Origin of the sequence: Streptomyces sp. NPDC090119 (assembly GCF_044747085.1) — a bacterium.
Classification (GTDB): domain Bacteria; phylum Actinomycetota; class Actinomycetes; order Streptomycetales; family Streptomycetaceae; genus Streptomyces.
Map to the genome: position 1 here is coordinate 722,522 of NZ_JBIVDK010000001.1, position 26,822 is coordinate 749,343.

Here is a 26,822-nt window from a genome sequence, read left to right on the forward strand (position 1 = left end):
GCCCTACGGACACCAGGCGCGCAGCAGCTCGAAGAACTCGTCCTCGTTCCCCGCCAACCCCGCGCGTTCCAGCGCCTGTTCGGCCTCCGCCAGCACGGACGGCGGAACCATGGCCGGGGCCGCTTCCGGCGGGCCGTCCAGCGTGGCGCGCACGGTGTGCAGCAGCCGCAGATACGCCTGGACGGCGGTGCGCTCACGGTCGGTCAGTACGGCGGTCGGCATCGGTCGGCTCCCCGGTCGGCGGCACGGTTCACGCACGCTGGCGCCACGCGCCGCCCCTCGCGGCACGCAGGGGTCCAGCTTGCCGTCCGCCACTGACAACGCCGCCGTTCCAGGCCGCCCGGGGTCCCCCGTACGGCCCATCCGTAGCCCTGCCGCCCGGCTCCCCGTACGGCCGATCCGCTAGCCCTGCGGCCCCGGATACCCCAGCGACGTACCGATGCGTCCCGCCACGTCGTCCCGGCGCACCGGGCCGGTCAGTGACGAACCCGTCATCCGGGTACGGCACTTGCTCGCCAGTAGCAGGCCGAACGTCTCCGCGTCCCGTTCCTCGTCCGCGTCGAAGCGGGTGCGCGCGGCGACCCGGTGCACGGCCGCCCGCAGCGCGTCCCGGTCGGTGTCGTCCGTCAGCAGCCGGGTGGCCACGCCCATGCCGAGGCCGTCGACCCGGTGCGCGGCATGATCGGTCTGCATGTGCCACAGCTCATGGCCGAGGATCACCAACTGGTGGTCGGGGGCGGTGCGTTCCTCCACCACGACCAGATCACGGTCGGTCATGTCCAGCCACAGCCCGCTGGCCGTGCCGGGCGGGAAGGCCGACGTACGGAAGTGCACCGGGCGGCCGCGCCTGCGGCTCATCGCCGAGCACAGGGAGTGGTACAGCTCCGCGGGCGGCACCGGGGCGGGGCGCCGGTCGAGCTGTCCGACCAGCTCGGCGCACAGCCGCCGCATGCCCTTCGCGGTGCTCTTGGCGGTGTTCCTGGAGCCCATCCCGTTCACGACCCCGGCTGCCGGACGCTCTCCAGGAGCATGTCGAGCCACTCCGCGACCTTGTCCCGGTGCTGGTCCGTGGGGAGCTGGGCGGCCCGCCAGGCGATCCCGCGCACCCCGTGGTCCTGGAGCAGCCGCTCCAGCGGGTCCTGTGCGGCGCCGGAGGCGGCTCGCTCCCGGTCCGCCAGATTCTGGAGCAGCTCCTGCTCGATGTGCTGCAAGGCGCCGGCCAGCGCCTCGGGGTCCTCCGCCGTGAGAAAACCGGCGTGCACGTGGAAGAACCGCTGGAGCGCGTCGCAGTGCTCCATCGTCGGCCGCCGGTCACCGTTGATCAGGGCGCCCGCCTGCTGCCGGGACATGCCCGCGCCGTCCGCGATCTCCTGCTGGGTGTATCTGCGGCCGCCGGGCTTCAGCCGGGTGCGGCGCAGCAGGTCGAGGCGTTGCAGGAAGCGGGCCTGTACATCCGGTTCACCGGCCGGGCGGCCGCAGAGCAGCGCCTTGACCACCGGTTCCGGGACCCCGCTGCCGACCGAGAGCCGGACGGTGTCGAAGACCTCGGAGTGCGGGACGCCGAGCCGGTCGGCGAGCGCGGTGACACGGGCGACGACGGCCGGCAGCCGAGCGGTCGCCGTGGCGCCCGGATTCTCGTAGCCATCCGTCACCGACAGAACTCCTACGTCTCTCAAGGGCCGCGCGAGATCGGGCGCGCTTGTCACCCCCGGCCGCCGTGAACATCCCGGAGAGTAGCCCGTGGTTCGAACCCGCATCCAGGTCTCGCCACAACTGTGGCGAATTTCAGCCGTCAACAGGCATGGAATGCCACGATAGTTGACACCGCTCTCGTCGGCGCAGCAGGATCGCAGCGCCGCGTACGGGCGGCCGAGGCAAGAGGGGTGACCACCCGATGGCACATCAGGCGGGAGGGCGGCGACCGGTACCCCGGTCCGTCCCCGAGAGCGGTGCGGCCCGAGCGTATCTGGACGACTACGCCGCCGTGGTGGAGGCCGCTCCGCACCCCTCGCTCGTCGTGGACCACCGCTGGCGGGTCATCCTGGCCAACGACGCCTTCGCCACCCTCTTCGGCGAGGTGCGGGACCATCCCACCGCGATGCCCGGAGACAACTTCCTGCGGTTCGTCCTCTTCCACCCCGACGCGGGCCGGGTGCTCGGCGAGCACGAGCCGGGCTGGTGCCTGCCGATGCTGGCCCAGCTGAAGACCGCGCTGGAGGGGTACGGCCACGATCACGAACTCCAGGCGATACGCCGGGACGTGGCGCACGACCCGATCATGGACGCCGCCTACCGGCAGGGCCTGCCGTACTGGATGCACGCGGTCGGCGAGAGCGGCGCCCGGCTCGACGGCGCCGTACGCCTGCTGCACCACCCGGACCCGCGCCGGGGCACCGCCGAGTGCCGGGTGGTGGACGAGACCCCGCCGCTCCTGCGCGACCTGGGCCACCGGCGCCTGACGATGATCCCCCGGCAGCCGTCCGCCACCGCCCGCCGCGCCCACCTGACGATCGTCCCCACTTCCTAGACCCGGCCCGGCCCCGTCGGTGTTCAGGTCATCGACGGCGCCGGGCCATCCGCACCCGGGACGACGCCCCACGTTACGCAAGCAGCTTGCGTAAATTGCGCTACCCTTGCGCGCATGACGCGACGACTTGCGGAAGTGGCGAAGAAGGTCGGGGTCAGCGAGGCCACGGTCAGCCGGGTGCTCAACGGCAAGCCCGGAGTGTCCGAAGCCACCCGGCAGTCGGTCCTCACCGCCCTGGACGTCCTCGGTTACGAGCGGCCCACCCAGCTGCGCGGCGAACGCGCCCGCCTGGTCGGCCTGGTCCTGCCGGAACTCCAGAACCCGATCTTCCCGGCGTTCGCCGAAGTCATCGGCGGCGCGCTCGCCCAGCTCGGGCTGACCCCGGTGCTGTGCACCCAGACCAAGGGCGGCGTCTCGGAGGCCGACTACGTCGAACTCCTCCTCCAGCAGCAGGTCTCCGGCGTCGTGTTCGCCGGTGGCCTCTACGCGCAGGCCGACGCCCCGCACGACCACTACCGCAGGCTCGCCGACCGCAACATCCCGGTCGTGCTGGTCAACGCGGCCATAGAGCGCCTGGGTTTCCCCGCCGTCTCCTGCGACGACACGGTCGCCGTCGAGCAGGCGTGGCGGCACCTCGCCTCCCTCGGCCACGAGCGCATCGGCCTGGTCCTCGGTCCCGGCGACCACGTGCCCTCCGCCCGCAAGCTCGCCGCCGCCCGCGCGCTGGCCGGTGACCTGCCGGACGCCCACGTGGCCCGCGCCATCTTCTCCATCGAGGGCGGTCACGCCGCCGCCTCCCGGCTGATCGACCAGGGCGTCACCGGCATCATCTGCGCCAGCGACCCGCTCGCCCTCGGCGCGGTGCGGGCCGCCCGGCGCAAGGGACTCGACGTGCCGGGCCGGATCTCCGTGGTCGGCTACGACGACTCGGCGTTCATGAACTGCACCGAGCCCCCGCTGACCACCGTGCGCCAGCCCATCGAGGCGATGGGCCGGGCCGCCGTGGAACTGCTGAACGCGCAGATCGGCGGCAGCGCGGTCCCCGCCGAGGAGCTGCTGTTCGAACCCGAGCTGGTGGTCCGGGGCTCCACCGCGCAAGCCCCGCGCGACTGAGCGCTCCGGGGAGCCAACTAGCTGTCGAATAATTACAGATTACGCGCGACATCTTGCGGCCAGGTGTCGTCGGTGCTTGAGTGTGCGGCGCCCACCGCTCCTGCCTTGAGGGGTCCACCGATGAGAAGCACCGGGTTCCGCCGCACCGTCGCCGCGATCGGCGTCTGTTCCTCCCTCGCCCTCACCGCAGCAGCCTGCGGCTCGGACGACGACAGCTCGGCGGGCGGCAAGACCCGCATCACCGTCAACTGCGAGCCGCCCAAGAGCGCCAAGGTCGACCGCCGGTTCTTCGACGAGGACATCGCCTCCTTCGAGAAGACCCACCCGGACGTCGACGTCGTCGCCCACGACGCCTTCCCCTGCCAGGACCCGAAGACCTTCGACGCCAAGCTCGCCGGTGGCCAGATGGAGGACGTGTTCTACACCTACTTCACCGACGCCCGGCATGTGGTCGACATCCACCAGGCCGCGGACCTCACCCCGTACCTGAAGGACCTCAAGAGCTACGAGTCGATCCAGAAGCAGCTCCGGGACATCTACACCGTCGACGGCAAGGTCTACGGCATCCCGCGCACCGGCTACTCGATGGGGCTGATCTACAACCGCGCCCTGTTCAAGAAGGCCGGCCTCGACCCCGAGAAGCCCCCGGCCACCTGGGACGAGGTCCGCGCCGCCGCCAAGAAGATCGCCGGACTCGGCAACGGCACCGTCGGCTACGCCGACTACAGCGCGCAGAACCAGGGCGGCTGGCACTTCACCGCCGAGCTGTACTCCCAGGGCGGCGACGTCGTCAGCGCCGACGGGAAGAAGGCCACCGTCGACACCCCCGAGGGCAAGGCGGTCCTGCAGAACCTGCACGACATGCGCTGGGCGGACGACTCCATGGGCAGCAAGCAGCTCCTCGTCATCAACGACGCCCAGCAGATGATGGGTTCGGGCAAGCTCGGCATGTACCTCTCGGCGCCGGACAACATCCCGATCCTGGTCAAGGAGAAGGGCGGCTCCTACAAGGACCTCGCGCTCGCCCCGATGCCCGGCGGCAAGGGCACGCTCATCGGCGGCGACGGCTACATGTTCAACAAGAAGGCCAGCCCCGCCCAGATCCGCGCCGGTCTGCAGTGGCTCGACCACATGTTCCTCACCCCCGGAGACGGCTTCCTCGGCGACTACGCCCGCGCCAAGAAGAACGACGCACCGGTCGGCCTGCCCGAGCCGCGCCTGTTCACCGGCGCCGCCGACGCCAAGGACCAGCAGGTCAAGAAGGCCAACGCCAACGTCCCGGTGGAGAACTACCAGACCTTCCTGGACGGCAACCAGAGCCTGGACATGAAGATCGAGCCGCCGCACGCCCAGCAGATCTACTCGGTGCTCGACGGTGTCGTCTCCGCCGTCCTCACCAAGAAGGACGCGGACGTCGACCAGCTCCTGAAGGACGCCTCCGGCAAGATCGACAGCATCCTGGCGCGGGGCTGACCGCCATGACCAAGACGGCCGAGCGGCTCCCCGCGGCCGCCGCCCCCCTGGCCCCGCCCACACCTTCCGAGGGCGGCGGCCGGGGGCGCCGGGTCCTCGCCGACCAGGTCCGCGCCTACGGCTTCCTCCTCGGCGGCCTGGTCTGCTTCGCCCTGTTCTCCTGGTACCCGGCGATCCGGGCCGTCGTCATCGCCTTCCAGCGCTACACCCCCGGCTCGGCACCCGAATGGGTCGGCACCGCCAACTTCCGCCAGGTGCTGCACGATCCGGAGTTCGGCGCGGCCTGGCGCAACACCCTCACCTTCACCCTGCTCGCCCTCCTCCTGGGCTTCGCGGTCCCCTTCGTGCTCGCCCTCGTCCTGAACGAACTCCGGCACGCCAAGGCGTTCTTCCGGGTCGTGGTCTACCTCCCGGTGATGATCCCGCCGGTGGTCAGCGCCCTGCTGTGGAAGTGGTTCTACGACCCCGGCGCCGGACTCGCCAACGAGACGCTGCGCGCCCTGCACCTGCCCACCTCGAACTGGTCCAACGGCACCGACACCGCACTGATCTCCCTGGTGATCGTGGCGACCTGGGCCAACCTGGGCGGCACCGTCCTCATCTACCTCGCCGCCCTCCAGTCCATCCCCGGCGAGCTGTACGAGGCCGCGGAACTCGACGGAGCCAACCTGCTCCAGCGCATCCGGCACGTCACGATCCCGCAGACCCGGTTCGTGATCCTCATGCTGATGCTCCTTCAGATCATCGCCACCATGCAGGTGTTCACCGAGCCCTTCGTGATCACCGGCGGCGGACCGGAGAGCGCGACCGTCACCGTGCTCTACCTCATCTACAAGTACGCCTTCCTCTACAACGACTTCGGCGGCGCCTGCGCCCTCAGCGTCATGCTGCTCGCGCTGCTCGGCGCCTTCTCCGCCCTCTACCTCCGGCTCACCCGCAGCGACGGGGACGCATGAACACCCCTACCGAGGAGGGCACATGAGCACCCGCACCCTCATCTCCCCGGCCACCCTCGCCCGCCCGCGCGGAAAGGCCCTGTACTGGACGGTGTTCTGGGCCGTCGTCGTCCTCTTCGCGGTCGCCTTCCTGTTCCCCGTGTACTGGATGGCGTCCGGCGCGATGAAGTCCCCGGACGAGATCGCCCGCACCCCGCCCACCCTGGTCCCCGAGCACTGGCACCTCAGCGGTTACACCGACGCCTGGGACCTCATGCAGCTCCCGCAGCACCTGTGGAACACCGTGGTCCAGGCGGCCGGTGCCTGGGCCTTCCAGCTCGTGTTCTGCACCGCCGCCGCCTACGCCCTGTCCAAGCTGAAGCCCGCCTTCGGCAACGTGGTCCTCGGCGGCATCCTCGCCACCCTGATGGTCCCGGCGCAGGCGCTCGTCGTACCGAAGTACCTGACCGCGGCCGACCTGCCGCTGATCCACACCAGCCTGCTCAACGACCCGCTCGGCATCTGGCTGCCGGCCGTCGCCAACGCCTTCAACCTCTATCTGCTCAAGCGGTTCTTCGACCAGCTGCCCCGCGATGTGCTGGAGGCCGCCGAGATCGACGGCGCGGGGAAGCTGCGCACCCTGTGGTCGGTCGTACTGCCCATGTCCCGGCCGGTGCTCGGTGTGGTCTCCATCTTCGCGCTGGTCGCCGTCTGGCAGGACTTCCTCTGGCCGCTGATGGTCTTCTCCGACACAGACAAGCAGCCGATCAGTGTGGCCCTGGTCCAGTTGTCGCAGAACATCCAGCTCACCGTGCTCGTTGCAGCCATGGTGATCGCCAGCATCCCCATGGTGGCGCTCTTCCTCGTGTTCCAGCGGCACATCATCGCCGGGATCAGCGCGGGCAGCACCAAGGGCTGACCCGGCCCCCCGACAGAAAGGCACGCACCGTGGCACAGCCCCCCCATGCCCGCAGGCAGGCCGACTGGTGGCGCTCGGCCGTCATCTACCAGGTGTACGTGCGCAGCTTCGCCGACGGCGACGGCGACGGCACCGGAGACCTCGCCGGGGTCCGCGCCCGACTGCCCTACCTCGCCGAACTCGGCGTGGACGCCCTGTGGTTCAACCCCTGGTACCTGTCCCCGATGAAGGACGGCGGCTACGACGTCGCCGACTACCGCACCGTCGACCCCGCCTTCGGCACCCTCGCCGAGGCCGAGAAGCTCATCGCCGAGGCCCGTGAGCTGGGCATCCGCACCATCGTCGACATCGTGCCCAACCACGTCTCCGACCAGCACCCCTGGTTCCGGGCCGCGCTCGCCGCCGGGCCCGGCAGCCCCGAGCGCGACCTGTTCCACTTCCGCCCCGGACGCGGTCCGCACGGCGAACTCCCGCCCAACGACTGGCCGTCGCAGTTCGTCGGCTCCACCGAACCGGTGTGGACCCGGCTGCCCGACGGCGACTGGTACCTGCACCTGTTCACCCCCGAGCAGCCCGACCTCAACTGGGCCCACCCGGCCGTGCACCGCGAGCACGAGGACATCCTGCGCTTCTGGTTCGAACGCGGTGTCGCGGGCGTCCGCATCGACTCCGCCGCCCTGCTCGCCAAGGACCCCGACCTGCCCGACCTCGCCGGGGCCCCCGACCCGCACCCCTTCGTCGACCGCGACGAACTCCACGAGGTCTACCGCGCCTGGAGAGCGGTCGCCGACGAGTACGACGGGGTGTTCGTGGGCGAGGTCTGGCTCCCCGACGCCGAGCGCTTCGCCCGCTACCTCCGCCCCGACGAACTCCACACCGCCTTCAACTTCGCCTTCCTGTCCTGCCCCTGGGACGCGGACCGGCTGCGCGCGGCCATCGACTCCACCCTCGCCGAGCACGCCCCCGTCGGCGCCCCCGCCACCTGGGTGCTCTGCAACCACGACATCACCCGCACCGTCACCCGCTACGGCCGCGCCGACACCGGCTTCGACTTCGCCGCCAAGGCGTTCGGCACCCCCACCGACCTCGCCCTCGGCACCCGCCGCGCCCGCGCCGCCGCCCTGCTCTCCCTCGCCCTGCCCGGCTCGGTCTACCTGTACCAGGGGGAGGAACTGGGCCTGCCCGAGGCGGACATCCCGGTGGACCGGATCGAGGACCCGATGCACCACCGCTCCGGCGGCACCGACCCCGGCCGGGACGGCTGCCGGGTCCCGCTGCCCTGGTCCTCGGACGCCCCGTACGCGGGCTTCGGCTCGCGCGAGGAGCCCTGGCTGCCGCAGCCGGAGGGTTGGGCGGCGTACGCGGCCGACCGGCAGGAACACGACCCGCACTCCATGCTCACCCTGTACCGCGAGGCCCTCGCCGCCCGTCCCGCCTTCGGCGAGGCCCCGCTGACCTGGCTCCCCGCCCCCGAGGGCGTCCTCGCCTTCTCCCGCGCCGACGGCGCCCTGTGCGTGGTGAACCTCGCCGCCGCCCCCGCCGAACTGCCCGCGCACTCCGAACTCCTGCTCAGCAGCGGCCCCTTGGGCGAGTCGGGTCGACTCCCGCAGGACACGGCGGTCTGGCTGCGTGCCTGAACCGCCCCACCCCCGCACCTGCTATCCCCGGCACCCCCACCCTGAAGGGATCAGCACATGCACAGCAGCAGCACCGCCAGACACCTCCGGAGCCTGCCCGCCCTGGGCGCCGTCGTCGCGCTCGCCGCGGGCATGACGGTCGCCCTGGCCCCGGCCGCGCAGGCCGCCTCCGGCGCCACCCTCCCGTTCACCTCCGTCGAGGCCGAGTCCGCCACCACCACCGGCACCAAGGTCGGTCCCGACTACACGCAGGGCAGCCTCGCCTCCGAGGCGTCCGGACGGCAGGCGGTACGCCTCAACTCCGGGCAGCGCGTGGAGTTCACCGTGCCGCGCGCGGCCAACGCCGTGAACGTCTCCTACAGCGTCCCGGACGGCCAGTCCGGCTCGCTCGCCGTGTACGTGAACGGCACCCGGATCGCCAGGACGCTCCCGGTGACCTCCAAGTACAGCTACATCGACACCAGTTGGATACCGGGCTCGAAGAACCACCACTTCTTCGACAACGCCCGCCTGCTGCTCGGGCAGAACGTCCAGGCGGGCGACAAGGTCGCCTTCGAGTCCACCGGCACCCAAGTCACCGTCGATGTCGCCGACTTCGAGCAGGCCGCGGCCGCCGCCGCCCAGCCCGCCGGTTCGGTGTCCGTCGTCTCCAAGGGCGCCGACCCCAGCGGCGGCGGCGACTCCACCCAGGCGTTCCGCGACGCCATCGCGGCCGCGCAGGGCGGCACGGTGTGGATTCCGCCGGGCGAGTACCGGATCACATCCTCGCTCAGCGGGGTGCAGAACGTGACCCTGCGCGGAGCCGGACACTGGTACTCGGTCGTGCGCACCTCCCGCTTCATCGACCAGTCCAGCTCCTCCGGCAACGTCCACCTGCGGGACTTCGCCGTCATCGGCGAGGTCACCGAGCGCGTCGACTCCAGCCCGGACAACTTCGTCAACGGCTCGGTCGGCCCCAATTCGTCCGTGTCCGGCATGTGGGTCCAGCACATGAAGGTCGGCCTATGGCTGTTGGGCAACAACGACAATCTGGTCGTGGAGAACAACCGCATCCTCGACACCACCGCCGACGGCCTCAACCTCAACGGCAACGCCCGCGGGGTGCGCGTCAGCAACAACTTCCTGCGCAACCAGGGCGACGACTCCCTCGCCATGTGGTCCCTCTACGCCCCCGACAGCAACTCCAGCTTCGAGAACAACACCATCTCGCAGCCCAACCTCGCCAACGGCATCGCCATCTACGGCGGCACCGACATCTCGGTCAAGAACAACCTGGTCTCCGACACCAACGCCCTCGGCAGCGGTATCGCCATCTCCAACCAGAAGTTCCTGGACCCCTTCTCCCCGCTGGCCGGCACCATCACGGTCTCCGGGAACACCCTGGTCCGCGCGGGCGCCCTGAACCCCAACTGGAACCACCCGATGGGCGCGCTGCGCGTCGACTCCTACGACAGCGCCATCAACGCCACGGTCAACATCACCGACACCACGATCACCGACAGCCCGTACAGCGCCTTCGAGTTCGTGTCCGGCGGAGGCCAGGGCTACCCGGTGCGCAACGTCAACGTGACCGGCGCGACGGTGCGCAACACCGGGACCGTGGTCGTCCAGGCCGAGGCGCAGGGCGCGGCCACCTTCAAGAACGTCACCGCCACCCAGGTGGGCGTCGCCGGGATCTACAACTGCCCCTATCCGGCGAACTCCGGGTCCTTCGCGCTCACCGACGGCGGCGGCAACTCCGGCTGGAACAGCACCTGGGCGGACTGTTCCACCTGGCCCCAGCCCGGCCAGGGCAACCCCGAGCCGGACCCGGGCCGCAACCTGGTCAAGGGCCGCCCGGCCACCGCGACCGGCTCCCAGGACGTCTACACCCCCGGCAAGGCGGCCGACGGCGACGCCAACACCTACTGGGAGTCGGCCAACAACGCCTTCCCGCAGTCCTGGACGGCCGACCTCGGCTCCGCCTACCCGGTCCGCCGGGTCGTCCTGAAGCTGCCCCCGTCCTCGGCGTGGGGCGCCCGTACCCAGACCATCGCCGTGCAGGGCAGCACCGACGGCTCGACGTACACCACCCTCTCCGGCGCCCAGGGCTACCGCTTCGATCCGGCCAGCGGCAACACCGTCACCGTGTCCCTGCCGAGCAGGACGAGTCTGCGCCAGCTGCGGCTGACCGTCACCGGCAACACCGGCTGGCCCGCGGGGCAGTTCAGCGAGGTGGAGGCGTACCAGACCCCCTGACCGAAATATTTTGGTCAGGTACGGATCAAGCCAGGATAGGGTGCCCCGGTGACCACGCAATCGAACATTCCCGCAGGCTCGTACCCCGACGCGAACAGCGCGGCCGGGACGCCCGGCGGCACCCTCTTCACCGAGCCGGTCCTGGTGGTGAACCAGAAGGCCAAGCTCATCGAACTGACCAACGAGTACAAGGTCATGGACCAGAACGGCCGTGACCTCGGTTCCGTGGTCGAGGTCGGGCAGGGCGTACTCCGCAAGATCCTGCGCTTCGTCTCCAGCTGGGACCAGTTCCTCACGCACCGGCTGGAGATCCGGGACACCCAGGGGCAGCCGCAGCTGCTGCTCACCCGGCCCGCGAAGATCTTCAAGTCGCGGGTCCTGGTGGCCCGCCCGGACGGTTCGCCGGTCGGTGAGATCGTCCAGCAGAACATGATCGGGAAGATCAACTTCGCCATGAACGTGGACGGCCACCAGGTCGGCGCGATCAAGGCGGAGAACTGGCGGGCGTGGAACTTCGCCATCGTGGACCACGAGGGCACCGAGATCGCCCGCATCACCAAGACCTGGGAAGGTCTGGCCAAGACGCTGTTCACCACGGCGGACAACTACGTCCTGCAGATCCACCGTCCGCTGCCCGAGCCGCTGCTGAGCCTGGTGGTGGCGACGGCGCTCACCGTGGACACCGCGCTGAAGCAGGATTCGCGCGGCCTGGGCTGACGAGTCCCGAGACAGACGGAAGGGCGGCCGGCGCATCACGCGCCGGCCGCCCTTCCCCCGTCTACAGCCGGGTCAGACGGCGTGGCCTCGACCGCCGCCGGGTCAGCCTCGGTTCCCGGGTCGCCGTGCCCGGCTCCAGGGCCAGCACCGCGGCCACCGGATGCTCGTCGTCGTCCGGTCCCGGCGCGGGCGCGGGTACGGTCGCCGCGGCCGGTGTCGCCCGGGTCAGCAGGACCACGCCCCGGGCCGCCAGCAGCGCTCCGGCGAGCGCCAGCAGGATGCCGACGGCGCCGCCGTTCAGGCCCTGGCCGAGCAGGGTCAGGCCGATGACCGAGGCGGCCAGCGGATTGGCCAGGGTGACCACCGCCAGCGGAGCGCCGAGCCCGCCCCGGTAGGCCGTCTGCGACAGCAGCAGCCCGCCGGTGGCGAACGCGGCCACCAGCACCGCGACCACGATCACCAGCGGGCTCAGCGCGGGCCCGGAGCCCTCGGTGGCCGCCACCGTCGCGGTCTGGGTGAGCGCGGAGGCGACACCGGAGGCGAAGCCGGACGCGGTCGCGTGCCTGAGGCCCGGCCGGGTGCCGGGGCGGCTCAGGGTGCCGATCACGGCGATGGTGGTGGCGGCCACCGCCAGCGCCGAGGGCAGGCTCAGCGCCCGCTCGGGCGCCGGGCCGGAGGCCGCCATCAGCAGCGCGCCGAGACCGAGCAGGGTCGCCGCCGTACCGCGCCACTCCAGGGCGGTGACCCGGCGTCCGGCCGCCCGCGCGCCGAGCGGCACGGCCGCGACCAGGGTGAGCGCGCCGAGCGGCTGGACCACGGTGAGCGGGCCGTACCGCAGGGCGACGACATGCAGCAGGGCGGCGCCCGCGTTCAGGCCGACCGCCGACCACCACGCGCCGGTGCTCAGCATCCGCAGCAGGCCCGCGCCCGCGTTCCGGGAGGCGAGGCGCGCCTGCGCGACGGCCGCCGAGGCGTAGGCGACGGCCGATATCAGGGACAGGCCGATGGCGACCAGCAGTGCGCCGCTCATCGGGCCGGTCCCGCGAGCACGGTGTCCTGGGGGAGGAGCCGGGGCCGGGGCGGGGCGGTGTCCGGCGCCCGGTGCGGGGAGTGGACCACCGCGAGCGCGGTGACCAGCAGTGCCGCCGCCACGATCGAGTCCAGCCAGTAGTGGTTCGCCGTGCCCACGATCACCGCGAGGGTGACCAGCGGGTGCAGCAGCCACAGCCAGCGCCAGCGGGACCGGGTGGCGGCGATCAGTCCGACGGCCACCATCAGCGCCCAGCCGAAGTGCAGCGAGGGCATCGCCGCGAACTGGTTGGAGAGGTGGTCGCTGGCGGGCGGCCCGTACACCGAGGGCCCGTAGATCCGGGCCGTGTCCAGCAGGCCGGTGCCGCTCAGCATCCTCGGCGGGGCCAGCGGGAAGGTGAAGGTCAGCACCAGTGCCGCGCTCGTCACCAGCGCCAGGACCCGGCGGGCCCAGACGTAGTGGGCGGGGCGGCGCAGATACAGCCAGACCAGGAAGGCGACGGTGGCCGGGAAGTGGACGGTCGCGTAGTAGGTGTTCGCCAGGTGGACCAGGGCGTCGCCGTGCAGCAGCGCCGACTGGACGTCCGTCTCGGACGGCAGATGGACGGCGCGCTCCAGATGCCACACCCGGTGGGCGTCGCGGAAGGCGTCCGAGGTGTGGCCGTCGGCGATGCGACGTCCGAGCTTGTAGACCAAGAAGAGCCCCGCGACGAGCAGGAACTCCCGCAGAAGTGGTGGCCGGACGGTTGAGTCCGGTTCCGCTCCGGCGGGCTCGGATCGGGCGTTCATCCCCCGGCCCCCTTCACTGACGGTGGTGCGTGCTGGGTCCGGACGGCTTCCGAACTCAGCGATACGTTTCCGTACCGATACGCCAGTGTACCGATACGGTCGAGTACCGGTACACTCCCGTATCGGAACAGTGCGACACACTGGGATCGGGCGGTACGCGCCCAGTGCAAGTGGGCCGGGACGAGTGAGGGGAAGCCAGGTATGACGTCGCAGGCCGCGGACGAACCGGAGACGGTCGTCGCCTCGCGCCGCTCCAAGCTCACGCCCGAGCGCGAGCAGGAGTTCTTCGACGCCGTGCTCGACCAGATCCGCCACTGCGGCTACGAGTCCGTCACCATGGAGGGCGTCGCCGCCAGCACCCGGTGCAGCAAGTCCACGCTCTACCGGCAGTGGAAGACCAAGCCCCAGTTCGTCGCCGCCGCGCTGCGCGCCAGCCGCAAGGTGCGGTTCGCCGGGATCGACACCGGCTCCCTCACCGAGGACCTGCGGCAGGCGGCGCGCGCCGCGGGCGACTGGTCCGGCAAGGACACCCGGCTGCTCCAGTCGCTGGGGCACGCCGTCACCGACGACCGGGAGCTGGCCGAGGCGCTGCGCGAGGCCCTGGTCCACCCGGAGATCGCCGCGCTCCAGGAGATGCTGGAGCGGGGCGTCGCGCGGGGGGAGGTCCCGGCGGGCCACCCGGCGCTGGAGTACGTCCCGGCGATGATGTTCGGCGTCCTGCGCGTGCGTCCCGTGCTGTGCGGGCAGTACGCCGACGCGGACTACCTGGCCGGGTTCGTGGAGGCCGTCGTGCTTCCCGCTCTCGGCCTGACCCGCGACCCGGCCGACCAGGCCGCCCCGGACACCAGGCCGCCGTTCACGGGATGACTGAACGGTGACCTGGCCGCGCCGCACCGTGGGGACGGGGGCGGCGCGTACCCCGGCCGGGCGGGCTCCCCTTGAGCGGAGGGAAGCCCGCCCGGCCCGTACTTCTTCACCTGAGGCTCAGACGTCCTGTCCGTTCCCGCCGCCGGACGACACCTTGATGCCCTCGAGGATCTCGTCCAGCACGGCGGTGGACTGCCCCACGTCCAGCCCGAAGCGGACCACCAGCATGCGGCCGGGGTCGGCGGGCGCGGGGAACGCGGCCGACTCCACATAGCCGTCCGCGCCCTTGCTGGTGACCGCCTTCCAGCGCACCAGGTAGCCCTTCTGCCCGGCCACCGTCACCGCCCGCGAGGCCAGCACCTGGTGCGAGGTGATGCCACCGTACGAGTTCCCGCCGTAGGACTCCTCGGCGTTGGCCGCGACATCGGCCTTGGCGACGGCCTCGGCCGTCTCGCCGCGGGTGCCCAGCGCGCGGGCCGGTGCCGCGTACGCGCCGCCCGCCGTGCAGTTCTTGGACGTGTCGCCGGGGCACTTGTAGGACTTGTCCGAGGTCACCTGCGCGCCGATGGCGAACGCCTGGCCCGTCCAGCCCTCGGGCACCGGCATGCTGATCCCGTTGACCGGGTCCGGCAGGGTCCCGCCGCCGGGCACCTTGGGCGCCGCCGAGCGCTCGGGGGACGGCGACTCCTGGGGGTCGCCCGGCCCTTCCTGGCGGCGCTCCTGCCCCAGCCGGGGGCGGGAGTCGGCGCGGTCGCCCCCACCGGAGTCCTTGGCCAGCGCGTACACGCCGACCCCGACGCACGCCAGTACCGCGGCCGCCGCCGCGACGGCTATGCCGGTGCGCAGCCCGCGCCGGGACCCGGCCGGGGGCTTCGAGGGGTACCCCGCGTACGCGTACGCGGGGTGGGCGGGCGGGGGAGCGGAATGGGCCGTCCCGGACGGACGGACCTCGGCCGTCCAGGCGTTGCCGTCCCACCAGCGCTCGGTGGGCGGAGCGTCGTGCGTCTGTCCGGGGTCGGGATACCAGCCGGGAGGAGTCACCTGCGTCATGGGCATACCGTATGAGGAGTCGGTGAAAGCCGGATGAGAGCCTCCGCCCCGTGCGCGCCGACGGCCGGTCGGAAGGACGCCGAGGGCCGGGCGGAGGAAACCGGTCCCGATTCACAGGTTTATCTGATTCCAGGTCAATAAGTGCCTTCCTCAACGGAGTTGACGGGCGACTACACACAAACCGGCCGGTCGGGCGGGGTGTTCGTCAGCCGGGCCGCGACCCGGTTCACCCAGCGGGACAACACCTGCCCCGAGCGGGCGCCAACGGCCCGTCCAGGCGGCTACGCTCGTGGTTCGTACGCTGTTCGGACAACCTGTGGAGGTAACGGGATGACGGAGGGACGGCCACACTCGGCCGCCTCGGGCTTCCTGTGGGAACGGGAAGCGGAGATCGCCACCGTCACCGAGGCGATCGAGGTGCTGTGCGCCGACCAGGCGTCCGGCGGCAGCCTCCTCCTCTTCCGCGGCGAGGCCGGACTCGGCAAGACCGCGCTGCTCACCGAGATACGCCGCATCGCCGAACGACGCGGCTGCGTGGTCTGGTCGGCGCGAGCGGGCGAGACCCTGAAGTCCGTCCCGTTCCACGTCCTGCGGCAGCTCCTCCAGCCCGCGCTCGCCGCCCTCACCCCGGACGAGACCCGCGACTACCTCGACTCCTGGTACGACATCTCCGGCCCCGCCCTCGGCATAGTGGAGCCCGGCGAGGTCAGCCCCGACCCGAGCGCCGTGTGCGACGGACTCGTGTACGCGGTGGGCCGACTCGCCGACCGTGCCTATCCGCTGGTCCTCGTGGTCGACGACGCCCACTGGGCCGACCTGGAGACGCTGCGCTGGCTCGCCGCCCTCGCCCGGCGGCTGGCCGAGCTGCCCGTGCTCGTCGTGGTCGCCCGCAGGCCCGGCGAGGCCCACGGCGAGAGCGCCCGCCTGCTCGACGAGATCGCCGCCGCGGGCCGTCCCGTCAGCAACCTCAGCGCGCTCACCCCGCAGGCCACCGCCGGACTCACCCGCGCCACCGTCGGCCCGCAGGCCGACGACCCGTTCTGCCGCGAGGTGTGGGCCGTCACCGGCGGCAACGCCTACGACACCGTGGAACTCCTCGCCAAGGTCCGCGACCGCGAACTCCACCCCGTCGAGGACCGAGCCGCCGAACTGCGCGACCTCAACCGCTCCGCGCGCGGCGGCGGCCTCGTCGACCGGCTCGGTGAACTCGGCCTCGAACCCACCAAGTTCGCCTGGGCCGCCGCCATCCTCGGCACCGGCAGCCCCGTCGCGCTCGTCGCCCGGCTCGCCATGCTGGACGCCGACACCGCCACCCGCTGCGCCGAACTGCTCTGCGGCGCCCGCATCCTCGCCGAGGTCGCCCCCGACCCGGCCGCGCCCCGACCGCAGGACGTCACGCTGGAGTTCGTGCACCCGCTGATCGCCTCCGCCGTCTACGACTCCATCACGGACGGCATGCGCACCGCCATGCACGGCATCGCCGCGAACATCGTCACCGAGACCGGACGCAGCGCCGCCGAGGCCGCCCGGCATCTGCTGAAGGTGCACCCCGACGGCGACGAGAGCCTCGTCGAACAACTGCGGGAGGCCGCCCGCGAACACCTCGCCGTCGGCGCCCCCGACGCCGCCTGCGCCTGTCTCGAACGCGCCCTGGAAGAACCGCCGTTGCCCCAGGTGCGGGCTCAGGTGCTGTACGAACTCGGCCGCGCCAGGCTGCTGTCGGCGCCCGCGCTCACCATCGAGCATCTGCGGGACGCCCTCGCCATCACCCCCGGACTCGACAGCGCCCAGCGCGTCGACGCCTCCATCCGGCTCTCCCAGGCCCTGCTGCACAACGACCAGTTGGAGGAGGCCGTCCGCACCGTGGAGGCCGAGGCCCACCGGCACGAGCCGGGACCGGTGCGGATGCGGCTCCAGGCCGTGCAGTTCACCTGGGAGGCCGTCCACGGCGAGACCGTCTCCCCGGAACGCTCCCGGCGCCTGGCCGAACTCGCCGCCACCTGCGTCGGCCGCGACAACTCCGAACGTGCCCTGCTGATCCTGCGCGGCTTCGACGCCATGACCCACGGGGAGAACGCCGAGCAGGTGGTCGAGCTGTGCGACCGCGCCCTGGTCAACGGCCGCCTCGCACCCGGCCTCGGCTGGACCGACGACGAGTGGGGCGTCGAGCTGCTGATGATGCTCGGCAGCGCCTACGCCCACACCGACCGGCTCGACCGCGCCGAGAGCCTCTTCTCCGAGGCCCTGCGCGCCTACACCCGGGCCGGCTGGCACGGCGGCCACCTCTCCCTGGCCAACGCCTACCTCGGCCTCGCCTACCGCAGGCAGGGCAAGCTCCAGGACGCCGAGACCGCGCTGCGCGAGGCACTCCGGCTGGCCGAACGCGTCGGCCGCGGCCTGCCGCTGTACTGGTCGGCGACCTGCGGACTCATCGACACCCTGCTCGCCCGCGGCCACGTCGCCCAGGCCTGGTCCGTCGCCGAGCAGTACGGCTTCGCCCCGCCCTACCCCTCCACCATCGTGCTGCCCGACATCCGCTCCGTACGCGGACGGCTGCTGCTCGCCGTCGGCCGCACCGAGGAGGGCGTCAACGAACTGGAGGCCGCCGAGAAGGCCGCCGCCTCCCGGGGCGGCCACAACCCGGTCCTCGCCCCGTGGGCCGTCGACCTGGCCAGGGCGCTCGCCGACCACGACCCGGACCGGGCCCGCGCGCTCCTCACCGACGCCCGCCGCCAGGCCGAGCGGTTCGGCACGGACACCGCCATAGGAGAGGCCCTGCGGTGCGCCGCCGCCCTGGAGACCGGCCCGCGCGCGGAACGCCTCGCCGCCAAGGCCGTCGCCTATCTGGAGGCGTCCCCCTGCCAGTACGAGCACGCCGCCGCCCGCGTCGAACACGGCATCCTCGCCCGCTCCCGCGCCGAACTCACCCGCGGCCGCGACCTCGCCCAGGCGTGCGGCGCGGACGGACTCGTGGCCCGCGCGAGCGAGGCACTGGAGAGCCTCGGCGGCTGACGGGGGCTCACCGCTCCGGCGCGCCGCCCAGGATCTCCGCCAGGTCGTAGCGCACCGGCTCCTCCAGCTGGGCGAACGTACAGCTCTCCGGGGTGCGGTCCGGGCGCCAGCGGCGGAAGCGGGCGGTGTGCCGGAAGCGGCGGCCGTTCTCCATGTGGTCGTACGCCACCTCCGTGACCTTCTCCGGGCGCAGCGGCACCCAGGACAGGTCCTTCTTGCCCGACCAGCGGCTCGGCGCCCCCGGCAGCCGGGCCGTCTCGTGCGCCGCCTCCTCCGCCCAGCGCGCCCACGGATGCCCGCTCACGTCGTCCATCCGGAGCGGCGCCAGCTCCTCCACCAGCTCCGCGCGCCGCTTCATCGTGAACGCGGCCGCCACCCCCACGTGCTGGAGCGCGCCCGTGTCGTCGTACAGCCCGAGCAGCAGCGAGCCCACCACCGGGCCGCTCTTGTGCAGGCGGTACCCGGCGACCACCACGTCCGCCGTCCGCTCGTGCTTGACCTTGAACATGGCCCGCTCGTCCTGGAGGTAGGGCACGGTGAGCGGCTTGGCCACCACCCCGTCGAGCCCGGCGCCCTCGTACTGCTCGAACCAGCGCTCCGCCTCCGCCGCGTCGGTCGTCGCGGGCGCCAGATGCACCGGCGGCGTCACCCCGGCCAGCGCCCGCTCCAGCAGCGCCCGCCGGTCGGTCAGGGGGACGTCCAGCAGGGCGTGGTCGTCCAGCGCCAACAGGTCGAAGGCGACGAAGGACGCCGGGGTCCGCTCGGCCAGCGTCCGCACCCGTGACTCCGCCGGATGGATGCGCTCGGTCAGCGCGTCGAAGTCCAGATGGCCGTCCCGCGCGATCACGATCTCCCCGTCCACCACGCACCGCTCGGGCAACCGCTCCTTCAGCGCCGCCACCAGCTCGGGGAAGTACCTGGTCAGCGGCTTGCCGGTGCGGCTGCCCAGCTCCACTTCGTCGCCGTCGCGGAACACGATCGCCCGAAAGCCGTCCCACTTCGCCTCGTAGTGCATGCCCGGCGGGATCTTCGCCACCGCCTTGGCGAGCATCGGCTTCACGGGTGGCATCACCGGCAGGTCCATACGCCGATTCTGCGCGCCCCCACCCGCCACCGCCCGGTGTGCGGGCCGCGCGGGGTACGCCTACGGTGGCCGCATGGGCGACGCGGTGGAACTTCAGGTGGGCGACCGGACCGTACGGCTGACCCACCCGGACCGCGTGTTCTTCCCCGCGCACGGCTACACCAAGCTGGACATCGCCCAGTACTACGCGTCGGTCGGCCCCGGCATCCTGCGCGCCCTGCGCGACCGCCCCACCACCCTCCAGCGCTACCCGGAGGGCCTGGAGGGGGAGTGGTTCTACCAGAAGCGCGCCCCGAAGAACATGCCGTCCTGGATTCCCACCGCCCACATCACCTTCCCCAGCGGGCGCAGCGCCGACGAGATGTGCCCCACCGAGGAGGCGGCCGCGGTGTGGGCCGCCCAGTACGGCACGCTCACCTTCCACCCCTGGCCGGTGCGCCGCGACGACGTCGACCATCCCGACGAGCTCCGCATCGACCTCGACCCGCAGCCCGGCACCGGCTACGAGGACGCGGTCCGCGCCGCCTTCGAACTCCGCGCGGTCCTGGACGAGTTCGGCGGCCTGCGCGGCTGGCCGAAGACCTCCGGCGGTCGCGGCCTGCACGTTTTCGTGCCCATCGAACCGCGCTGGACCTTCACCCAGGTACGGCGCGCGGCCATCGCCGTCGGCCGCGAACTGGCCCGCCGGATGCCCGAGCACGTCACGGTGAAGTGGTGGAAGGAGGAGCGCGGCGAACGCATCTTCGTCGACTACAACCAGACCGCCCGCGACCGCACCATCGCCTCCGCCTACTCCGTCCGCCCGCGGCCCGACGCCACCGTCTCCGCACCGCTGCGCTGGGACGAGGTCGCCGACGCCCGCCCGCGTGACTTCGACATCGTCACCATGCCGCGCCGCTTCGCCGAACTGGGCGACGTGCACGCCGACATGGACGACCACGCCTACTCCCTCGACGGCCTGCTGGACCTGGCCCGCCGCGACGAGGCCGAACACGGCCTGGGTGATCTGCCGTATCCGCCGGAGTACCCGAAGATGCCCGGCGAACCCAAGCGCGTACAGCCGAGCCGGGCCCGCAAGGACCAGACGCCGTCCTGATCCGCGAAGAGGCCCCGCGGCTATCCTGATCACAGCCGCCGATGAGGAGCACCGAGTGACCGAGGCAGTGTCGCGTCCCACGCTGGAGGCAGTGGCCGCGCGGGCCGGGGTGTCCCGCGCCACCGTCTCGCGTGTCGTCAACGGCGGCGACGGCGTACGCGACTCGCTCGTCACCCGCGTCCGCCAGGCGGTCGACGAACTCGGCTACGTCCCCAACCAGGCCGCGCGCAGCCTCGTCACCAAGCGGCACGACGCCGTCGCGGTCGTCATCGCCGAACCCGGCACCCGGGTCTTCGCGGACCCCTTCTTCGCCGCCCAGTTGCGCGGCATCAGCAAGGAACTCACCGCCCACGACAACCAGTTGGTCCTGCTGCTCACCGAGGGCCGCGACGACCACGCCCGCGTCGCCCGCTATCTCGCGGGCGGCCATGTCGACGGCGCCCTCGTCTTCTCCCTCCACCTGGACGACCCGCTGCCCGGCCTGATCCGTGACGCGGGCGTCCGCACCGTCTTCGGCGGTCGCCCCGACTGGGACGAGGGGGACACGGGCGGCGCGGTGTACGTCGACAGCGACAACCGGGGCGGCGCCCGTGACGCGGTACGGCACCTCGTGGGGCTCGGCCGGACCCGGATCGCGCACATCACCGGCGCCCTGGACCAGACCTCCGCGGTGGACCGGCTGGACGGCTACCGCGACGTGATGGGCGACGCCGACCCCGGACTGGTCGTGGAGAGCGACTTCACCCCGGCCGGCGGTGAGCACGCCATGCGTGAACTCCTCGCCCGCCGCCCCGACGTCGACGCCGTCTTCGCCGCCAACGACCTCACCGCCCTCGGCGCGCTGCGCGTCCTGCGCGCCCACGGCCGACGCGTCCCCGAGGACGTCGCGGTGATCGGCTTCGACGACATGGCCCCGGTCGCCGAACAGACCGACCCCCCGCTCACCACGGTCCGCCAGGACATAGAGGAGATGGGCCGCCTGATGGCCCGCCTCCTCCTGACCGGCGGCCCCACGGGCGGCGTCATCCTCCCGACGACGATCGTCCGCCGGGCCTCGGCCTAGGCGTCCTGCGAGGGGTCGCCCTTGATCACCGCGAACTCGTACCCGTGCGGGTCGGCGAGGCGGGCCAGGCGGCCCACGCCGGGGACGCTGGTCGCGGGGAGGCGTACCGAGCCGCCGAGTTCCTCCGCGCGGGCCACCACGGCATCGGTGTCGGCGGCGCCGAAGTACGGGAGCCAGGAGGGGGTGGTGTCGGTGGAGCCCTCGAAGGTGGGGACGATGCCACCGAACGCGGCCTGCTCGTCGGCGCCGCCGGGGTACAGCGAGGTGTAGACACCGCCGGGGAAGGCCACGCCGGAGGTCTCCACGCCGAGCACCCGGTGGTAGAAGGCGGCGGCCGCCGCCACGTCCGGGGTGTGCAGTTCGACCCAGCACAGGGCACCCGGCTCGGTCGCCGCGGCCAGGCCCTCGACCGGGTCCGGCTGCCAGACCCGGAACGCCGCCCCGGCCGGGTCCTTCAGGCCCGCCACCCGGCCGAGTCCCAGCAGCTCCGTCGGCCAGAACACCACCGTGCCGTGCGCCACCCCGGCCGCCTCCGCGGTGCCCAGCGCGTCCGCGCAGCGGAAGTACACCGTCCAGCCCGCCCGGCCCCGCTCCGGGTCGAGCGCCATCGCGCCCGCGACGGTACGGCCGTCGAGCTGGAGGAGGACGTAGCCGCCCGTCTCCGGGCCCGCCGGAACGGCCTGCCAGCCGAAGAGGCCGCCGTAGAACGCGAGGCTCGCCGCCAGATCGGGGGAGCCGAGGTCGATCCAGTTCGCGGCGCCGTCGGGGAAACGGGTGGTGAGCATGCGCGCCCTCCTCGGGGACCGTCGGCCGTGCCGTCCTGGCACCGACGAGTCTGGCACCGGGCGGGGAAGATCGCCCCGCGCGCCGCCGTGCGCGGGCGTGTCCGGGCGGAGGATCATCGGTACGGCCCACCCGCGGCCCTTGTCGACACAACGTTGATCAAACGTTTTTCGGCGCGCGGCACGATCCTGGCCATGCACATCGAGACGATCACACCGGCCGATTCCGCCTGGCAGGGGCAGGCCCTGTGCGCGCAGACCGGGGCGGACTTCTTCTTCCCCGAGCCCGGCAGTTCGGTGCGCGAGGCGAAACGGATCTGCGCGCTGTGCGAGATCCGCCCCGCCTGCCTCGACTACGCCCTCGCCCACGACGAACGCTTCGGCGTCTGGGGCGGCCTGTCCGAACGCGAACGGCTCGCCCTGCGCCGCGAGGCCCGCTGAAACACGGGCCCCACGGCCCGGCCTCAGCCTGCCGCGCGCGCCGCCATGCGGGCCTTGCGGGCCGCGAGGCGCTCGTCGAACTTGGCGGCCTCCGAGTCCAACCCGCCCATGAACACGCCCAGCTCCTCCTGGGCCTTGAGGCCCTCCGGGCCCAGGCCGTCGATGTCCATGACCTTCAGGAAGCGCAGCACCGGCTGGAGCACGTCGTCGTGGTGGATACGGAGGTTGTAGACCTCCCCTATGGCCATCTGCGCGGCCGCGCGCTCGAAGCCGGGAATGCCGTGGCCGGGCATGCGGAAGTCGACCACCACGTCGCGGACCGCCTGCATGGTCAGGTCGGGCGCGAGCTCGAACGCTGCCTTCAGCAGGTTCCGGTAGAAGACCATGTGCAGGTTCTCGTCGGTGGCGATGCGGGCCAGCATGCGGTCGCACACCGGGTCGCCCGACTGGTGGCCGGTGTTGCGGTGCGAGATCCGGGTGGCCAGCTCCTGGAAGGCGACGTACGCGATCGAGTGCAGCATCGAGTGCCGGTTGTCGGACTCGAAGCCCTCGCTCATGTGCGACATCCGGAACCGCTCCAGCGCGTCCGGGTCGACCGCGCGGGAGGTCAGCAGGTAGTCGCGCATCACGATGCCGTGCCGGCCCTCCTCGGCGGTCCAGCGGTGCACCCAGGTGCCCCAGGCGCCGTCACGGCCGAAGAGCGAGGCGATCTCGTGGTGGTAGCTGGGCAGGTTGTCCTCGGTCAGCAGGTTGACGACCAGCGCGACCCGGCCGATGTCGGTGACCTTGGACTGCTCCTTCCCCCATGCCTCGCCGTCCTCGAAGAGACCGGGGAAGTTGCGCCCGTCGCTCCACGGCACGTACTCGTGCGGCATCCAGTCCTTGGCGACCTTCAGGTGCCGGTTCAGCTCCGTCTCGACCACTTCTTCCAGCGCGAACAGCAGTCGCGCGTCGGTCCAGGCGGCGGACGGGCTGCCGAGGTGAGGGGAGGTGAGCGTCACGGGGGTACTCCAAGAAACGGCCGAGCAGAAAAGGGAGATTCGCCGACATCCCCGCCCAGGAGGGCGGTGCCGTGAACCTACGGCTTCGTAGCCTACGTGTCCGTAGGTTACGAAGCCGTAGGTTAAGGCGGGCGTAAGGACTCCGACCAGCCCGCCCCCTCGGCTCGGCTAGCCGATCTCCTCCCGTGTCGCGTCCCGCAGCACCCCGTCGGCCACCAGCAGCCAGCGGGTGATCCCGATGGAGTCCAGGAACGGCAGGTCGTGCCCGGCGACGATCAGCGCGCCCTCGTACGACTCCAGCGCCGAGGTCAGCTGACGCACGCTCGCCATGTCCAGGTTGTTGGTCGGCTCGTCCAGCAGCAGCAGTTGCGGGGCGGGTTCGGCCAGCAGCAGCGCGGCCAGCGCCGCCCGGAACCGCTCGCCGCCGGACAGGGTGCCCGCGAGCTGGTCGGCCCGCTTGCCCCGGAACAGGAAGCGGGCCAGGCGGGCCCGAATGCGGTTGGGGGTGGCGCCCGGCGCGAACCGGGCCACGTTCTCCGCGACCGTCGCCGCGTCGTCCAGCACATCGAGCCGCTGGGGGAGGAAGCGCAGCGGCACATGGGCCTCGGCCAGCCCGGCGACCGGGGACAGCTCCCCGGTGATGGTCCGCAGCAGGGTCGTCTTCCCGGCACCGTTGCGTCCGACGAGCGCGATCCGCTCCGGGCCGCGCAGGTCCAACAAGCCCTCCACGCGCGGCCCGTGGACCGTCTCCAGTTTCTCCAGCGTGAGCACCTGCCTGCCCGGCGGCACCGCGGTGTACGGCAGCTCGACGCGGATCTCGTCGTCGTCCCGGACCGCCTCCACCGCCTCGTCCAGCCGCTCCCGGGCCTCGGCGAGCCGCTCCTCGTGCATGATGCGGTGCTTGCCCGCGGACTCCTGGGCGGCGCGTTTGCGGGCGCCCATCACGATCTTCGGCTCGCGCTTGGAGTCGTACATCTTCTGCCCGTACCGCTTGCGGCGGGCCAGCTTCATGTGGGCGTCGGTGAGTTCCCTGCGCTGTTTGCGGACGTCGGCCTCGGCCGCGCGCACCGTCCTCTCGGCCGCCTCCTGTTCGACGGCGAGGGCGTCCTCGTAGGCGGAGTAGTTGCCGCCGTACCAGGCGACCTCCCCGGCGCGCAGGTCGGCGATCTGGTCGACCAGGTCCAGCAGTTCGCGGTCGTGGCTGACCACGACGAGGACGCCGGGCCAGCTTGCCACCGCCGCGTGGAGCCTGCGGCGGGCGTAGAGGTCCAGGTTGTTGGTGGGCTCGTCCAGCAGCAGCACGTCCGGGCGGCGCAGCAGCAGCGCGGCCAGCCGGAGCAGCACCGACTCGCCGCCGGAGACCTCGCCGACGGTGCGGTCCAGGCCGATGTGGCCGAGGCCGAGTTCGCCGAGGGTGACGAGGGCGCGCTCCTCCACGTCCCAGTCCTCGTCGAGGGTGTCGAAGTGCTCCTCCGCGGCGTCGCCCGCCTCGATGGCGTGCAGCGCGGCCCGCTTGGCGGCGATGCCGAGGGCCTGGTCGACCCGGAGGGTGGTGTCGAGGGTGACGTTCTGGGGGAGCAGGCCGATCTCGCCGGACACCCGGACGGTGCCGTCCGTCGGGACGAGCGCGCCGGAGAGCAGCTTCAGCAGGGTGGACTTGCCCGAGCCGTTGGCGCCGACCAGGCCGGTGCGGCCGGGGCCGAAGGAGATGTCGAGGCCGTCCAGGACGGGGGTGCCGTCCGGCCAGGCGAAGGTCAGGGAGGTGGCGGAGAGCGAAGTCGCGGGTGATGACATAGGGGCCTCACGGTTGCCGGGTGCGGTCTGGTCGGGGGAACTGACGAGACACCGCGGGGCGGAAACCGGAAGCCTGGAGACACCTGGCCTGGCAGAAAAAAAGGGGCCTGTGCCTGAGGGACGGCTCGTACGCCGAGGTCGAACGCCACGCACACCTCACCGGTGTGAACGCGATGTCTCATGACCTCAGACGAGCAACGTCCTTCTCCTATCGACGGCAACAGAACCGGTGAACACGCTACGAACGGCCGTGAAGCCTGTCAACGCGATTAACACGGGAGCGGAAACGGGAGCCGCCCGCTCAGCCGCTCAGCCGGAGTCCCGCATCAGCTCGGCCAGACCGTGGTCCAGGTCGACCTGAAGGTGCTCCAGGCCCACCGGCACCAGCTCCCCGGCCGCCCGCAGGAAGCGCCGGATCTCCCCGGAGCGCACATGCACCACCGCGGTGCCCTCCGGCGCGTGGAACTCCAGCACCGTCCGGTCGTAGCCGTACGGCCGCACGCGTACGTCCCCCTGCCCCTGCGGCTCGTGCAGTCCGGCGGAGAGCAGTTCGCGGGAGAAGGTCCAGCACACCTCCACGCCCGCCAGGGTGGCCGGGGCGGGGAAGGTCATCCGGACGGCGTAGGGGTCGCGCCGGTCGTAGTGCAGAGCGGCGGGAATGCTCGGCATGCGCGGTGCGGCGGCGACGAGTCGCGCCTCCACGATCGCCTCGATCACGGTGGACAAAGCCTGTGCTCCCTCGGGACGGCGGGACATTGCCTGCGCGGGTCGCGGCCCGACACCGGGAGAGACGACGGAAGCCTCCGTTCCGTGCACACCCGGTGGGAGTGACCTCGGTCACGATTCCGGGGTGCGAAACGGGCTCGAATCCGGGTACTCGGTCCCGTACCGGACAGCCTGCGAGGGCCCTGCGGAGGGAGCGATCATGCCGGCCGGTTCCAGTCCCAAGCGTGAGCGGCAGTACGAGCACATCAAGGACAGCGAGCTGGAGCGCGGCGCGAGCGAGGACCGCGCCGAGGAGATCGCCGCGCGCACGGTCAACAAGGAGCGCGCCCGCGCGGGGGAGTCCAGGACGGCCAGCCGTACCTCGACCGAGGACATCTCCTCCGGGCGGCGCGGCGGGCTGCGCTCCGGGAAGGGTTCGCAGGGCCCGACCTACGACCAGCTGTACAACGAGGCGAGACAGCGCGGCATCCACGGCCGCTCCGACATGAACAAGGAGCAGCTCCGGCGCGCGCTGGACGAGAAGAAGTGA

At 72.0% G+C, this 26,822-nt stretch carries 25 protein-coding genes; 14 read left to right on the forward strand and 11 right to left on the reverse strand.

The window, feature by feature from the left end:
• Positions 1–3: 3 nt before the first annotated feature.
• The 3 genes from ACIPPM_RS03195 to ACIPPM_RS03205 all read right to left on the reverse strand — a co-directional run bounded on the left by ACIPPM_RS03195 (position 4) and on the right by ACIPPM_RS03205 (position 1,652).
• Positions 4–222, reverse strand: coding sequence for a hypothetical protein (locus ACIPPM_RS03195; protein ID WP_401442313.1), 219 nt, complete (start codon positions 220–222; stop codon positions 4–6).
• A gap of 180 nt (positions 223–402) precedes the next feature.
• Positions 403–951, reverse strand: a complete 549-nt coding sequence (locus tag ACIPPM_RS03200) for a toxin-antitoxin system, toxin component (RefSeq protein WP_401444158.1) — start codon at positions 949–951, stop codon at positions 403–405.
• Positions 952–995: 44 nt separating this feature from the next.
• The gene (locus ACIPPM_RS03205; protein WP_401442314.1) at positions 996–1,652 is read right to left on the reverse strand and encodes a helix-turn-helix domain-containing protein; all 657 of its coding nucleotides are present in this window, start codon (positions 1,650–1,652) and stop codon (positions 996–998) included.
• Positions 1,653–1,894: 242 nt separating this feature from the next.
• Here ACIPPM_RS03205 and ACIPPM_RS03210 point away from each other — a divergent pair, with 242 nt between their 5' ends.
• The 8 genes from ACIPPM_RS03210 to ACIPPM_RS03245 all read left to right on the forward strand — a co-directional run bounded on the left by ACIPPM_RS03210 (position 1,895) and on the right by ACIPPM_RS03245 (position 11,559).
• Entirely contained in the window at positions 1,895–2,527 is a 633-nt protein-coding gene (locus ACIPPM_RS03210; RefSeq protein ID WP_401442316.1) for a PAS domain-containing protein, read from the forward strand.
• Between the two features lie 114 nt (positions 2,528–2,641).
• Entirely contained in the window at positions 2,642–3,640 is a 999-nt protein-coding gene (locus ACIPPM_RS03215) for a LacI family DNA-binding transcriptional regulator (protein WP_401442317.1), read from the forward strand.
• Positions 3,641–3,760: 120 nt separating this feature from the next.
• On the forward strand, positions 3,761–5,113 hold the full coding sequence (locus ACIPPM_RS03220; RefSeq protein WP_401442319.1) for an ABC transporter substrate-binding protein: 1,353 nt from the start codon (positions 3,761–3,763) through the stop codon (positions 5,111–5,113).
• Between the two features lie 5 nt (positions 5,114–5,118).
• Positions 5,119–6,069 (forward strand): carbohydrate ABC transporter permease, encoded by a 951-nt coding sequence (locus tag ACIPPM_RS03225; protein ID WP_401442320.1) that lies wholly within the window; start codon positions 5,119–5,121, stop codon positions 6,067–6,069.
• Positions 6,070–6,091: 22 nt separating this feature from the next.
• Complete coding sequence (locus ACIPPM_RS03230) at positions 6,092–6,967, forward strand: carbohydrate ABC transporter permease (RefSeq protein WP_401442322.1); 876 nt, start codon at positions 6,092–6,094, stop codon at positions 6,965–6,967.
• Between the two features lie 29 nt (positions 6,968–6,996).
• The gene (locus ACIPPM_RS03235) at positions 6,997–8,604 is read left to right on the forward strand and encodes a glycoside hydrolase family 13 protein (protein ID WP_401442324.1); all 1,608 of its coding nucleotides are present in this window, start codon (positions 6,997–6,999) and stop codon (positions 8,602–8,604) included.
• 57 nt (positions 8,605–8,661) lie between these two features.
• On the forward strand, positions 8,662–10,842 hold the full coding sequence (locus ACIPPM_RS03240) for a discoidin domain-containing protein (RefSeq protein WP_401442326.1): 2,181 nt from the start codon (positions 8,662–8,664) through the stop codon (positions 10,840–10,842).
• 48 nt (positions 10,843–10,890) lie between these two features.
• Positions 10,891–11,559 (forward strand): LURP-one-related/scramblase family protein, encoded by a 669-nt coding sequence (locus ACIPPM_RS03245; protein WP_401442327.1) that lies wholly within the window; start codon positions 10,891–10,893, stop codon positions 11,557–11,559.
• A gap of 61 nt (positions 11,560–11,620) precedes the next feature.
• Here ACIPPM_RS03245 and ACIPPM_RS03250 read toward each other — a convergent pair whose 3' ends face one another.
• Positions 11,621–12,589, reverse strand: a complete 969-nt coding sequence (locus tag ACIPPM_RS03250; protein ID WP_401442329.1) for a hypothetical protein — start codon at positions 12,587–12,589, stop codon at positions 11,621–11,623.
• On the reverse strand, positions 12,586–13,377 hold the full coding sequence (locus tag ACIPPM_RS03255; RefSeq protein WP_401442331.1) for a phosphatase PAP2 family protein: 792 nt from the start codon (positions 13,375–13,377) through the stop codon (positions 12,586–12,588). The genes ACIPPM_RS03250 and ACIPPM_RS03255 overlap by 4 nt, the downstream gene beginning before the upstream one ends.
• A 201-nt stretch (positions 13,378–13,578) precedes the next feature.
• Between ACIPPM_RS03255 and ACIPPM_RS03260 the strand changes: the two genes are divergently transcribed.
• Complete coding sequence (locus tag ACIPPM_RS03260; protein WP_401442332.1) at positions 13,579–14,244, forward strand: TetR/AcrR family transcriptional regulator C-terminal ligand-binding domain-containing protein; 666 nt, start codon at positions 13,579–13,581, stop codon at positions 14,242–14,244.
• Positions 14,245–14,361: 117 nt separating this feature from the next.
• Here ACIPPM_RS03260 and ACIPPM_RS03265 read toward each other — a convergent pair whose 3' ends face one another.
• A complete protein-coding gene (locus tag ACIPPM_RS03265) occupies positions 14,362–15,294 on the reverse strand; it encodes a DUF2510 domain-containing protein (protein WP_401442334.1) in 933 nt (310 codons plus the stop codon).
• A 330-nt stretch (positions 15,295–15,624) separates the two neighbouring features.
• Here ACIPPM_RS03265 and ACIPPM_RS03270 point away from each other — a divergent pair, with 330 nt between their 5' ends.
• On the forward strand, positions 15,625–18,306 hold the full coding sequence (locus tag ACIPPM_RS03270) for an ATP-binding protein (RefSeq protein WP_401442336.1): 2,682 nt from the start codon (positions 15,625–15,627) through the stop codon (positions 18,304–18,306).
• 7 nt (positions 18,307–18,313) lie between these two features.
• Here the strand turns inward: ACIPPM_RS03270 and ACIPPM_RS03275 are convergent, their stop codons facing one another.
• The gene (locus ACIPPM_RS03275; protein WP_401442338.1) at positions 18,314–19,390 is read right to left on the reverse strand and encodes an ATP-dependent DNA ligase; all 1,077 of its coding nucleotides are present in this window, start codon (positions 19,388–19,390) and stop codon (positions 18,314–18,316) included.
• A gap of 73 nt (positions 19,391–19,463) precedes the next feature.
• Here ACIPPM_RS03275 and ligD point away from each other — a divergent pair, with 73 nt between their 5' ends.
• Positions 19,464–20,486, forward strand: coding sequence for a non-homologous end-joining DNA ligase (gene ligD / locus ACIPPM_RS03280; RefSeq protein ID WP_401442340.1), 1,023 nt, complete (start codon positions 19,464–19,466; stop codon positions 20,484–20,486).
• 55 nt (positions 20,487–20,541) lie between these two features.
• Entirely contained in the window at positions 20,542–21,549 is a 1,008-nt protein-coding gene (locus ACIPPM_RS03285; RefSeq protein ID WP_401442341.1) for a LacI family DNA-binding transcriptional regulator, read from the forward strand.
• Here the strand turns inward: ACIPPM_RS03285 and ACIPPM_RS03290 are convergent.
• The gene (locus ACIPPM_RS03290; RefSeq protein WP_401442342.1) at positions 21,546–22,334 is read right to left on the reverse strand and encodes a VOC family protein; all 789 of its coding nucleotides are present in this window, start codon (positions 22,332–22,334) and stop codon (positions 21,546–21,548) included. The two genes, ACIPPM_RS03285 and ACIPPM_RS03290, sit on opposite strands and share 4 nt — an antisense overlap.
• 192 nt (positions 22,335–22,526) lie before the next feature.
• On the opposite strand from ACIPPM_RS03290, the gene ACIPPM_RS03295 reads away from it, so the two are divergent.
• Positions 22,527–22,772, forward strand: a complete 246-nt coding sequence (locus tag ACIPPM_RS03295) for a WhiB family transcriptional regulator (RefSeq protein WP_389001862.1) — start codon at positions 22,527–22,529, stop codon at positions 22,770–22,772.
• A gap of 23 nt (positions 22,773–22,795) precedes the next feature.
• Here the strand turns inward: ACIPPM_RS03295 and ACIPPM_RS03300 are convergent, their stop codons facing one another.
• From ACIPPM_RS03300 to ACIPPM_RS03310, 3 genes are all read right to left on the reverse strand, one after another.
• Positions 22,796–23,773 carry an acyl-ACP desaturase gene (locus tag ACIPPM_RS03300; RefSeq protein ID WP_401442344.1) on the reverse strand — a complete coding sequence of 326 codons (978 nt, stop codon included), beginning with the start codon at positions 23,771–23,773 and terminating at the stop codon, positions 22,796–22,798.
• 168 nt (positions 23,774–23,941) lie between these two features.
• Positions 23,942–25,567 (reverse strand): ABC-F family ATP-binding cassette domain-containing protein, encoded by a 1,626-nt coding sequence (locus ACIPPM_RS03305; protein WP_401442345.1) that lies wholly within the window; start codon positions 25,565–25,567, stop codon positions 23,942–23,944.
• Between the two features lie 309 nt (positions 25,568–25,876).
• Positions 25,877–26,293: an SsgA family sporulation/cell division regulator gene (locus ACIPPM_RS03310; protein ID WP_399711263.1), complete on the reverse strand. Its 417-nt coding sequence runs from the start codon at positions 26,291–26,293 to the stop codon at positions 25,877–25,879.
• A 199-nt stretch (positions 26,294–26,492) separates the two neighbouring features.
• On the opposite strand from ACIPPM_RS03310, the gene ACIPPM_RS03315 reads away from it, so the two are divergent.
• The gene (locus ACIPPM_RS03315; RefSeq protein WP_401442347.1) at positions 26,493–26,822 is read left to right on the forward strand and encodes a plasmid stabilization protein; all 330 of its coding nucleotides are present in this window, start codon (positions 26,493–26,495) and stop codon (positions 26,820–26,822) included.

Coding starts and splice junctions, on each gene's coding strand:
- ACIPPM_RS03200 (WP_401444158.1), bottom strand. CDS start 951: ATGCGGCGGCTGTGCGCCGAGCTGGTCGGACAGCTCGACCGGCGCCCC.
- ACIPPM_RS03295 (WP_389001862.1), top strand. CDS start 22,527: ATGCACATCGAGACGATCACACCGGCCGATTCCGCCTGGCAGGGGCAG.
- ACIPPM_RS03255 (WP_401442331.1), bottom strand. CDS start 13,377: ATGAACGCCCGATCCGAGCCCGCCGGAGCGGAACCGGACTCAACCGTC.
- ACIPPM_RS03260 (WP_401442332.1), top strand. CDS start 13,579: ATGACGTCGCAGGCCGCGGACGAACCGGAGACGGTCGTCGCCTCGCGC.
- ACIPPM_RS03305 (WP_401442345.1), bottom strand. CDS start 25,567: ATGTCATCACCCGCGACTTCGCTCTCCGCCACCTCCCTGACCTTCGCC.
- ACIPPM_RS03215 (WP_401442317.1), top strand. CDS start 2,642: ATGACGCGACGACTTGCGGAAGTGGCGAAGAAGGTCGGGGTCAGCGAG.
- ACIPPM_RS03315 (WP_401442347.1), top strand. CDS start 26,493: ATGCCGGCCGGTTCCAGTCCCAAGCGTGAGCGGCAGTACGAGCACATC.
- ACIPPM_RS03275 (WP_401442338.1), bottom strand. CDS start 19,390: ATGGACCTGCCGGTGATGCCACCCGTGAAGCCGATGCTCGCCAAGGCG.
- ACIPPM_RS03195 (WP_401442313.1), bottom strand. CDS start 222: ATGCCGACCGCCGTACTGACCGACCGTGAGCGCACCGCCGTCCAGGCG.
- ACIPPM_RS03265 (WP_401442334.1), bottom strand. CDS start 15,294: ATGACGCAGGTGACTCCTCCCGGCTGGTATCCCGACCCCGGACAGACG.
- ligD (WP_401442340.1), top strand. CDS start 19,464: ATGGGCGACGCGGTGGAACTTCAGGTGGGCGACCGGACCGTACGGCTG.
- ACIPPM_RS03240 (WP_401442326.1), top strand. CDS start 8,662: ATGCACAGCAGCAGCACCGCCAGACACCTCCGGAGCCTGCCCGCCCTG.
- ACIPPM_RS03270 (WP_401442336.1), top strand. CDS start 15,625: ATGACGGAGGGACGGCCACACTCGGCCGCCTCGGGCTTCCTGTGGGAA.
- ACIPPM_RS03220 (WP_401442319.1), top strand. CDS start 3,761: ATGAGAAGCACCGGGTTCCGCCGCACCGTCGCCGCGATCGGCGTCTGT.
- ACIPPM_RS03250 (WP_401442329.1), bottom strand. CDS start 12,589: ATGAGCGGCGCACTGCTGGTCGCCATCGGCCTGTCCCTGATATCGGCC.
- ACIPPM_RS03230 (WP_401442322.1), top strand. CDS start 6,092: ATGAGCACCCGCACCCTCATCTCCCCGGCCACCCTCGCCCGCCCGCGC.
- ACIPPM_RS03210 (WP_401442316.1), top strand. CDS start 1,895: ATGGCACATCAGGCGGGAGGGCGGCGACCGGTACCCCGGTCCGTCCCC.
- ACIPPM_RS03225 (WP_401442320.1), top strand. CDS start 5,119: ATGACCAAGACGGCCGAGCGGCTCCCCGCGGCCGCCGCCCCCCTGGCC.
- ACIPPM_RS03290 (WP_401442342.1), bottom strand. CDS start 22,334: ATGCTCACCACCCGTTTCCCCGACGGCGCCGCGAACTGGATCGACCTC.